The 8,807-nt window shown below is 43.8% G+C and carries 8 protein-coding genes, 3 tRNA genes and 1 pseudogene; 11 read left to right on the top strand and 1 reads right to left on the bottom strand.

Annotated features, from left to right (window positions below):
- The first annotated feature begins 559 nt into the window (after positions 1–559).
- From AC805_RS25610 to AC805_RS11815, 4 genes are all read left to right on the top strand, one after another.
- Positions 560–683 (top strand) — tRNA-OTHER (locus AC805_RS25610).
- Positions 684–1,034: 351 nt separating this feature from the next.
- Positions 1,035–1,154 (top strand) — tRNA-OTHER (locus tag AC805_RS25605).
- A gap of 85 nt (positions 1,155–1,239) precedes the next feature.
- Positions 1,240–1,375: transfer RNA gene (locus AC805_RS25600), tRNA-OTHER, on the top strand.
- 67 nt (positions 1,376–1,442) lie between these two features.
- Positions 1,443–3,047: a TROVE domain-containing protein gene (locus tag AC805_RS11815; RefSeq protein WP_055075629.1), complete on the top strand. Its 1,605-nt coding sequence runs from the start codon at positions 1,443–1,445 to the stop codon at positions 3,045–3,047.
- 33 nt (positions 3,048–3,080) lie between these two features.
- On the opposite strand, the gene AC805_RS11810 is transcribed toward AC805_RS11815, so the two are convergent.
- Complete coding sequence (locus AC805_RS11810; protein WP_055075628.1) at positions 3,081–4,457, bottom strand: NAD(P)/FAD-dependent oxidoreductase; 1,377 nt, start codon at positions 4,455–4,457, stop codon at positions 3,081–3,083.
- 452 nt (positions 4,458–4,909) lie between these two features.
- Between AC805_RS11810 and AC805_RS11805 the strand changes: the two genes are divergently transcribed.
- The 7 genes and pseudogenes from AC805_RS11805 to AC805_RS25595 all read left to right on the top strand — a co-directional run.
- Positions 4,910–5,647, top strand: a complete 738-nt coding sequence (locus AC805_RS11805) for a Uma2 family endonuclease (RefSeq protein WP_082429476.1) — start codon at positions 4,910–4,912, stop codon at positions 5,645–5,647.
- Positions 5,648–5,995: 348 nt separating this feature from the next.
- Complete coding sequence (locus tag AC805_RS11800) at positions 5,996–6,382, top strand: hypothetical protein (RefSeq protein ID WP_055075627.1); 387 nt, start codon at positions 5,996–5,998, stop codon at positions 6,380–6,382.
- Positions 6,383–6,660: 278 nt separating this feature from the next.
- Positions 6,661–6,993: a DUF433 domain-containing protein gene (locus AC805_RS11795; RefSeq protein WP_055075626.1), complete on the top strand. Its 333-nt coding sequence runs from the start codon at positions 6,661–6,663 to the stop codon at positions 6,991–6,993.
- Positions 6,990–7,343 carry a DUF5615 family PIN-like protein gene (locus tag AC805_RS11790; RefSeq protein ID WP_055075625.1) on the top strand — a complete coding sequence of 118 codons (354 nt, stop codon included), beginning with the start codon at positions 6,990–6,992 and terminating at the stop codon, positions 7,341–7,343. The genes AC805_RS11795 and AC805_RS11790 overlap by 4 nt, the downstream gene beginning before the upstream one ends.
- A 147-nt stretch (positions 7,344–7,490) precedes the next feature.
- On the top strand, positions 7,491–7,715 hold the full coding sequence (locus AC805_RS11785; RefSeq protein ID WP_055075624.1) for a hypothetical protein: 225 nt from the start codon (positions 7,491–7,493) through the stop codon (positions 7,713–7,715).
- Complete coding sequence (locus tag AC805_RS11780; RefSeq protein WP_055075623.1) at positions 7,708–8,076, top strand: type II toxin-antitoxin system PemK/MazF family toxin; 369 nt, start codon at positions 7,708–7,710, stop codon at positions 8,074–8,076. The genes AC805_RS11785 and AC805_RS11780 overlap by 8 nt, the downstream gene beginning before the upstream one ends.
- A gap of 58 nt (positions 8,077–8,134) precedes the next feature.
- Positions 8,135–8,296 (top strand): annotated as a pseudogene (locus AC805_RS25595) (DUF433 domain-containing protein); the annotation flags it as partial.
- Positions 8,297–8,807: the final 511 nt, after the last annotated feature.

The raw sequence follows: 8,807 nt of genomic DNA, 5'->3' as shown, positions 1-8,807 counted from the left end.
CCAAGTGTATTAGGACATAAACCCCAAGAATTGACTGGCGGCGCGAAGCGCCGCCAGTCAATTCTTGGGGTTTGATTTGTCCTCATTGGCTGTAGCTATATATAGCTGCCGCCAGTTTTGTTTTGATACAGTTGGCGGCAGCTATAGCTATAAAAAACTAAATTTGCGATCGCTATTGCATTCTTGTAGTACGTGTAGTATAAATGTAGTGCAGCGTAGTTCAAGCGCGTAGAACGCCTAGTCTAATAGCGATTACAAGTACTCCAGTATTTGTAATCGCTATTAGAAAAGGAGATGCAGCCTCGCAAACTGCTGAAAAGTCCTTTATGCACTTACTTGCCTATCTGGGCTGAAGCATTCAGGGTTATTGCCCCAGATAGGTGCTACTTGTTCGCAGGTAGCATCTATCACTAAATCAAAACTCTTATTTTGAATTTTGCCTACGGCAAAATTCAAATTCGATAAAACTCTCATTTTGGATTCTGCCTACAGCAAAATTCAAATTTGATAAAACTCTCATTTTGAATTTTGCCGTAGGCAAAATTTAGATTTGATATATTGACGGGTAGCTCAGTGGTAGAGCATTGAAAACATCCTTTGTCGTCACTTACCTGCAAAGGTCGCAGATTTAGGGTTATCGCTTTAGATGCCAAGGGTCGGGGGTTCGATTCCCTCTCCGTCAATTGGGAGTTTGATTTTGAGTAATGTGTTGGAGAGATAGTTATGCGATCGCAATCGAAACTTCTCTTTGCCCAAGATAAAAATGTGTGGTGCGAAGCACCACACATTAATTCAAGGGACGAATTGGCGAGGGTTATCGCTATTGGTTACATCACCTCCATGAGGTGATTGGGTTCAAATCCCAAAATCCCTTCCTAAACTAGAGGTTTTGCCTGCTGGTTGCCATCTTTCCTTAACAAAGCAAAAAATCGAAATTCCAAATCGGTAGTCCTAAAGAATTAATGAAGTGTTGCGCATAGTGTGACACTTCATTACTCAAAATCGCTACTTCTTTAGTTCTACCCCCAATCTTGGGGTGGATAGTTCAACTGGTAGAACGCACTTTTGCCCGTAAGGGACGCAGACTCAGGGTTATCGCTTCCAACGACTCACCCCTTTGTCGCGAGATGTGGGTTCGAGTCCCATTCCACCCCCTCTAAAAGTTTTTAGTTGTTGGCTTTTAGCAATTAGCGATTAGCTTTTAGCTGTTAGCAATTGGCTTTTAGATGTTCAAATTCTCGGCAGGTGGCGAAATTGGTAAACGCGCTTGAAAAATAACCTTTATAGGATTACTTGTCTGCAAAGGCTGAACTGTAGAGGGTTATCTAAGGTCGGGTGACCATTGGTCTTGTAGGTTCGAGCCCTACCCTGCCGATTCCTTCTCTTTGGTCGAGGCGAAGGAAGTTCTCTTTAATTTTTCCCCTGACGGGACGGAGAATGTCATGTCTTATAAATTTTTATTCCAGAAACCCAAAGGTACTCCTCAGACTCAAGCGATCGCAGGTCGTGAATCTGAAATGCTCCAAGGGCGATCGGGGGGCTTTGCCTTTGATGCGGGTATCTGGCGCATGTTGCGTCGTTGCTTGCTGATTGGTACGGCTCAAAGCACTTACTACGCTGGCAAGCACGAATTGTCTGCCGATTTCATCAATACGGTGCAGAAATGCGTCGCTGAAGATGCCGATCGCGTGAAGAGCGAAATTCTCTATGCTAGCGATGGTCGGGCGGTGAATAACAGCGCTCCTATTCTGGCTCTAGTCTTGCTATCGATGGGTGACAGCCAAGCGGCGAAGCGGAACTTCGTGGAAATCTTTCCGCAAGTTGTCCGCACGGGTAGCCACTTCTATGAATGGATGAACTACACCAAGTCCATGCGTGGCTTCGGTAAAGTCATTCGTGAAAGCGGTAAGGCATGGCTCTCCAATCCCGACACCAAGGCGCTTGCCTATCAATTGTTGAAGTACCAACAACGGCAAGGCTTCTCGCACCGTGATGCGTTACGTTTGTTTCACGTTAAGCCTGAAACCGACGATCAACAAGCGCTCTATCAATGGGTGGTCAAGGGTTGGGACGAACTTCCTTCGCAGATTCCATCGGATGCGCTGGCGCAAATCTGGTGGTATGAATGGCTGAAGCGTCACCCTGACAAGACCCATGAAGCGATCGCTAAGGGTAAACTCACCCATGAAATGGCGGCTCCCATCGGACAGATGGATGTGCGTGCATGGCAGTTGCTCTTTAACGAAATGCCCATCGGTGCATTGTTGCGGAACCTTGGCTCCTTGACGGAACTCGGTGTCTTGACTGCGAAAAATAAGGATAACTTGAAGCATGTCACCAATGTGTTGAACAATCGCGATCGCCTGAAAAAGGGACGCATTCACCCCATTGATGTTTTGAAAGCTCTCAAGACCTATCAGTCGGGTGGTGCGCTCGGACGCAGCCAAAAGACTTGGCAACCAATTCCTCGCATTGTTGATATTTTGGAAACTGCTCTGGAAATGTCCTTCGATGCGATCGCGCCTACGGGTGCGACTTTCCTCCATGCGATCGATGTGTCGGGTTCGATGTCTTACTACACCGTAAGTTCCATCGGCTTGACCTGCTGCGAAATTGCGGCAACGATGGCTTTGGCAACGGTGAAGGCAGAAACCAACTACGCGATCCGTGGATTTGCCACCGACTTCCGCGATTTGGGAATCACCAAAAAGGATTCCTTCACATCGGCAATGCAAAAGGCCTCGAACCAAAACTTCGGTGGTACGGATGCATCGGTGGCGTACGATTGGGCAATTAAGAATAAGTTCTATGCGGATGTGTTCTGCTTCTGGACTGATTCTGAATCTTGGGCAGGTCGTCGTCATCCTAGTGAAGCCTTGGCAGAATATCGCCGCAAGGTGAACGCTAATGCGAAGGCAATCTATGTGACCTTGGCTCCCTACAAGCTCTCGCTAGTCGATCCCAAAGATCCTAATTCTTGGGATATGGGCGGTTTCGATCCCGCCATGCCCCGTACGATCCAAATGGTAGCAATGGGTGAAGTCTAATAAAAAAGGAGTCGCTTCGCGACTCCTTTTTTATTAGGCAACCTCGGCTGGCTCCCTTGTTTCGAGCGCAAGCCCACCCGCACGAATTCCTTCCATTTCTTCTAATACCTGCAAATATTTACCTGTGATAATCCTCGCGCCACGGCGATGGGTAAAATAGTTCCATCCCCATTGAATCATCACGATCAGCTTATTATCAAATTCAATCAGATAGTAAACATGGACAAATGTCCAGATAAACCATGCTAGCCAACCCTTCAGACGCAAGAACTTGAAGTCCACGACCGCTTCATGGCGACCGATTACAGCAAGACTGCCAAAATCCCAATACTTGAATTTTGCGGGTTCCTTTTCTTGCACTTTCGCCTCAATATGATGCGCGACATATTCACCCTGCTGCATCGCCACAGGTGCAACTCCCGGAAGTGGGCGATCGCCTTGGTGGGGATAGTTTGCCAAATCACCAATCACATAGACATTGGGAAAATTAGCGATCGATAGATCGGGCTGGACAACCACACGACCAACGCGATCTAGTTCCGCATTGAGGCGATCGCCTAATACTTTACCCATCGGTGAAGCCTTGACCCCTGCCGCCCAGAGAATCGTTTGCGCTTGGATCTGCTCGATTTGTTCGCCACATTTGAAGGTAACGATATGATCTTCAATATTCGTCACCATCGCACTAGTCTTAACTTCCACTCCCAACTTTATCAGGGATTCCTTTGCGGTTGCCGAGAGATCGGCATGGTATGGGGGCAATACGCGATCGGTTCCTTCTATCAAGATGATTCGCGCTTTCTTAGTATCGATATTCGTAAATTCACCGCTAAGAGTGCGATGGGCAAGTTCCGCTAAGGTTCCTGCGAGTTCTACACCCGTTGGCCCGCCACCGATAACCACGAAGTTCATCAATGCTTCCTTAAACTTAGGATCGTGGGTCTTTTCGGCAGCTTCAAAGGCGCTCAGGATGCGGCGACGCATATTAATCGCATCTTCAATGGTTTTTAATCCTGGGGCTTGCTCTGACCATTGATCGTTACCAAAGTAATGGTGACTGACTCCTGTTGCCACGATCAGCGAGTCATAGTTTATGTCTATGTGATTTTTTAACTTAACTACCTGCGCTTGGGGATCGATATCTAGCACTTCGCCCATGACGACGCTGGTATTTTTGTTTTCGGCGAGGACTGCCCGCAATGGTGAGGCGATATCGGCGGGGGAGAGGCTGCCTGTGGCGACTTGGTAAAGTAGGGGCTGGAAGAGGTGAAAGTTCCGTTTGTCGATGAGGGTGACTTTGAGGGGAACCTTTGATTTGCCTAGTTTTTGGGCGGCATATAGTCCCCCAAAACCGCCGCCAATAATAACAACATGATGGGGTGCGCTTTCATTTTGAGTACTTAGAGACATGGCAAGTTTTAAGTTGGGTGTGATGATTTTGCTGGTGGCATCTTTAAAAAATTATTATATATGTAAATAAAAATATCTTTTTGTATCTTTTTGTTTTGGAATGCTAATGTTTAGATTAATAACCCCAAATACTTGTTATGAATGTGTCGGATAAACTGCGATCGCTAACCTATAGCTTAGATATCCAAATGGTTGGGATGTATTTTTGGTGTGGGAATTTTGTAATTCAGTTCGGTGGTACTGAGGTGTGATGATGAGCCTTTTTACTATCCTTTTGTGGTTCCTACGTTTGTTGGATTCGGGTTTGTACTTCCCAATTATTTTTCGTGGCATACTCCGTTTGATCAGTTAAAAACCATAATAGTGTGATGGCTGTCTATAATCCTGCGAATGATAGAATCGTTACGGCTTATCAGTTAGACTGAGATTTGCAACGTAAAGTACAAAAAACTATGGTTACTGTACCTTCTCAATACCGTTTGCCAACTGCGGAAGACCTACCCGATTCCGATGAAACGCCTGTGGATAATGAACTCCAAAATGACATTCCCAACATTCTATTAAACCTATTGCGAGAGATTTGGAGCGATCGCTCTGATTGGTTTTGGGGTGTGGATATGGGGGTTTATTACGAGCCAAACATTGAGGAGCCAGCCAAGTCTAAGGCAATCGTTCCCGATGGGTTTCTCGCTTTGGGTGTACCGAAGCAAACTAGTGAAGGTGGACGCTTGAGCTATGTGGTTTGGCAGGAAAAAGTAATGCCAATTCTGGCTTTGGAAGTTGTTTCTAAAAAATACAATGGGGAATACGACACGAAGTTAGCCAAGTATGCAGAGGTAGGAATTCTCTATTATGTGGTGTACAATTCCACGTCTGGTCGCCGACTGTATAAGGATCATCAATCTCTAGAGGTGTACAAGTTAGTCGATGGGAAATATCAACTTTTGCCTGCGGTGGCGCTTTTAGCAGAGGGTGGGAGGATGGTATGGCTTCCTGAGATTGGTTTGGGAATTGGTTGTGAGCAGGATATTTACGATGGTTGGCAACGCGAATGGGTCTATTGGTACGATCGCTCAGGCAAGAGATATCTCACTGCTCAAGAACGTGCGAACCTAGAGCGTCAGGCGAGACTTGAGGCTGAGGCATTATTACAAAAGTATCGCGATCGCTTTGGTGATATTTCTGAATAGATCGCTGAGCAAGTAAAGTTAATTTCGCAGCAGGAGCATCAGGAGAAAGAAAAACTTGCCGCATATTTGCGATCGCTTGGCATCAATTCTGACGAAATCTGATACTTTTTTATCAACCATACTGGTTTGTTAGTGCGATCGCTGATCTTATAGGGTGTATTAATGGAATGTAACGTACCTCTTTACTCGCCAAATAGCCAATTGTGCTAATAATTGAAATGCTCCAGAACTTTTAAACATGATAGGCTGGCAACAGAGATTATCTGCGTCAGGTGATTGAGAATCTTGTACTGCTATACTTTTGGATAGCCACATTCAAGTAGTTTTTGCATTCAATTTATTACGCTGATGAGTAGTTCAGAATCAGAACGACCATGTATATATCAGCCTCTTCCTACCTTTAGTAGAAAAGAGGAAATCGAGAAATTATTAAATTCTGGAACTATGGAAGAGATTCTAGTCTTATCACTAGCAGTAGGTGAAAATTTTCCAGACTGGAAATATGCACAGGATCTATGTTTGCTTCTAGCTGAGCATCCAAGTGATAAAGTTCGAGCTAATGCCTGTTTGGGACTTGCATATATTGCGCGGACAAAACAACGTCTAGAAAAGCATCTTGTAAAGCCAATCCTTCTTCGCGAACTTCGTAGCCAAACTGAATTTCGTTGGCGGATAGAGGATGCAATTAAAGATATTAATCGTTATTTGAAATGGCATTTGGCACATAAATTATGAGTTTCAGAGATCGCCGATCTTGTAGGTGCATTCATGAAATGTAATGCACCTTATTGAATGCAAAATATTTGTACGTTACGCTCCGTTAACACACGCTACGGAATTGATTATTTATTGCAAGTTTCTTGAGTGCGATCGCCAATTTTGTAATGCGATCGCTGATCTTGTAGTGTGATCGCCAATTTGTAAGGTGCGTTGAAAAAAATCGTAATTACTTGGCTGATGATGGGGCGAAGCGATCGCTTAATATAGTTACATAAAGAATAGCCAACAACTTTATGACCGCAGCACCAACCTTAGCAAAACGATATATCGAGCAACGCGATCGAGGATACTGGATCGAAGGAACCCGTATTTCTCTTGATTCTGTTGTTTATGCCTTTTTGAATGGTAAATCACCTGAAAGCATTGCCCAAGACTTTCCATTACTCTCATTAGAACAGGTTTATGGAGCTATTACCTTTTATCTTGGCAGCCAAGAGTTAATTGACGCATATCTCAAGGAAGGTGAAGAAGAATTTGAGAAATTGCAAAAGTCCTGTAGACAAAAGAATCCACTCCTATATCAGAAGTTAACAACTGCTCAAACCCAGAAGCTAATCAAATCATGATGGCAGTTCAATTTCAAGCAGATGCTGACCTTAATCAAGCAATTGTTACTGGTGCGTTACGCAGACAACCCAATCTGAGTTTTCAATCAGCTTATACAGCAAGGCTGGAAGGCAAGAAAGACCCAGAAGTATTAGCAATAGCAGCACATGATGGGAGAGTACTTGTCACCCACGATCATAAAACGATGCCTGCTGAATTTGGCAAATTCATACTTACAAAAAACAGTTCGGGAGTTTTGATTCTCTCCCAGAAATTGCCAGTTAGTGAAGCAATTGATGCAATCATCCTCATTTGGGAAGCCTCTACTGCTTCAGAATGGGTTAATCAAATAATGTCAATCCCATTCTGAAGATCTAGAAGATTTAGGATGTGTGCGATCGCCTATTTTGTAATGCGATCGCCGCTTTGCTGGGTTATGTTCATGCGTTGACAATTGCTATAGGATTAAGTAGTATGACAATACAATCCTACTAAACTATCGTAGGCAAATTAAGCAATGAGTAAAAAAGTCAGCATCACCTTAGATGATGAAATCCTCAACTTTGTAGATCGCTTAGCAAGCAATCGCAGCAGTTTTATCAACGACATTCTCTGGAAAGAGAAGCAGAGGATTTTTATGAAAGAACTGGAAAATGCTTATAAAGAACAAGCAAACGATCCAATCTTTCAAGAAGAGATTTCTGTTTGGGACGTTACAGTGAAAGATGGTTTAAATGCCTAATGGAACCTTAACCTATAAGCGAGGAGAAATATGGTGGGTCGATCTGAACCCAATTGTCGGTAGTGAGACTGGCAAAGAACGTCCTTGCTTAATTTTGCAAAATGACATTGGCAATCAAAATGGATTAACCACCATAGTCGCGCCATTACTGCCTAATAAAAAAACTTATCCATTCGTTGTGAATGTTGCACCGACCGCCCAGAATGGACTAAGTGGCGATCGCCATATTAATTTGAGTCAAATGAGGGCTGTAGATGCTCGAAGAATCAAGAATAAACAGGGTGTTTTAGAAGATATCTATTGGAAAGAAATTGCGAAGGCTGTATCTATTGAGCTTGGCTTCAATGACTTCTCTTCTTAACTACTAGACGTACAAGCGATCGCTTAAAATAGTTACATAAAGAGTAACCAAAAACTTTATGACCGCAGCACCAACCTTAGCAAAACGATATATTGAGCAACGCGATCGAGGATACTGGATCGAAGGAACCCGTATTTCTCTTGATTCCGTTGTTTATGCTTCTTTGAATGGTAAATCACCTGAAAGCATAGCCCAAGACTTTCCATTACTCTCATTTGATTCTCTCCCAGAAATTGCCAGTTAGTGAAGCAATTGATGCAATCATCCTCATTGGGGAAGCCTCTACTGCTGAAGAATGGATTAATCAAATAATGTCTATCCCATTCTGAGGATCTAGAAGATTTAGGATGAGCGCGATCGCCAATTTTGTAGTGCGATTGCTAGCTATTTCGTATCCTAAAGGCTGTAGTAATCGCCATATTCAGATTATGTTAAAGTAAATCAATAAGACCAATCCAGCGACAGAATGGCAAGTTTGTCTTACTCATCAATCCAGAGATTGTCAGTAGTCACTTGACTGAGTGCATTTGGTGACAGCTATAAAATTTATCAGCTTAACCCGAAATGACGTTATACCAAGTTAAGAGATAGCTATGCCATTTCTTAACTTGAAAACCCTTCGGTTTATAGATAATTCAAATAAAAACTACAGCTTCGACTTCGCTCAGCTAGCTTACACCGAGGGCTGAGCGAAGTCGAAGCCCGTCTACAAGTTATTTAAAACAACTATA

Source organism: Pseudanabaena sp. 'Roaring Creek' (assembly GCF_001402795.1).
GTDB lineage: Bacteria > Cyanobacteriota > Cyanobacteriia > Pseudanabaenales > Pseudanabaenaceae > Pseudanabaena.
Note: the sequence above shows the minus strand (reverse complement) of the source record. Positions and strands in the feature narration are given on the sequence as shown.

Excerpts from the sequence above, each read along its gene's own strand:
- AC805_RS11805 (WP_082429476.1), top strand. The coding sequence starts at position 4,910 with ATGGTTACTGTACCTTCTCAATACCGTTTGCCAACTGCGGAAGACCTA.
- AC805_RS11790 (WP_055075625.1), top strand. The coding sequence starts at position 6,990 with ATGATGGCAGTTCAATTTCAAGCAGATGCTGACCTTAATCAAGCAATT.
- AC805_RS11795 (WP_055075626.1), top strand. The coding sequence starts at position 6,661 with ATGACCGCAGCACCAACCTTAGCAAAACGATATATCGAGCAACGCGAT.
- AC805_RS11810 (WP_055075628.1), bottom strand. The coding sequence starts at position 4,457 with ATGTCTCTAAGTACTCAAAATGAAAGCGCACCCCATCATGTTGTTATT.
- AC805_RS11780 (WP_055075623.1), top strand. The coding sequence starts at position 7,708 with ATGCCTAATGGAACCTTAACCTATAAGCGAGGAGAAATATGGTGGGTC.
- AC805_RS11800 (WP_055075627.1), top strand. The coding sequence starts at position 5,996 with ATGAGTAGTTCAGAATCAGAACGACCATGTATATATCAGCCTCTTCCT.
- AC805_RS11785 (WP_055075624.1), top strand. The coding sequence starts at position 7,491 with ATGAGTAAAAAAGTCAGCATCACCTTAGATGATGAAATCCTCAACTTT.
- AC805_RS11815 (WP_055075629.1), top strand. The coding sequence starts at position 1,443 with ATGTCTTATAAATTTTTATTCCAGAAACCCAAAGGTACTCCTCAGACT.